General features: G+C 60.4%; 1 pseudogene. It reads left to right on the top strand.

Annotation, left to right across the window (positions count from 1 at the left end):
* A pseudogene (locus tag O4G76_RS21390) lies at nt 1–245 on the top strand (glutamine synthetase); the annotation flags it as partial.

The raw sequence follows: 245 nt of genomic DNA, 5'->3' as shown, positions 1-245 counted from the left end.
ACCTATTTCATGGCACCCTACATCAACAGCTACAAGCGTTTCGCCAAGGGCACCTTTGCGCCAACGCAGGTGGTTTGGTCGGTGGATAATCGTACGGCAGCCTTCCGCCTGTGCGGTGACGGCACCAAAGGCGTGCGGGTTGAATGCCGGGTTCCGGGGTCCGACATGAACCCCTATCTGGCACAGGCGGCCATGCTGGCGGCGGGCCTCAAGGGGATCGAAGAAAAGCTGGACCTGCAAGATCC

This window comes from Limimaricola sp. G21655-S1, assembly GCF_027213785.1.
Lineage (GTDB): Bacteria > Pseudomonadota > Alphaproteobacteria > Rhodobacterales > Rhodobacteraceae > Limimaricola.
Note: the sequence above shows the minus strand (reverse complement) of the source record. Positions and strands in the feature narration are given on the sequence as shown.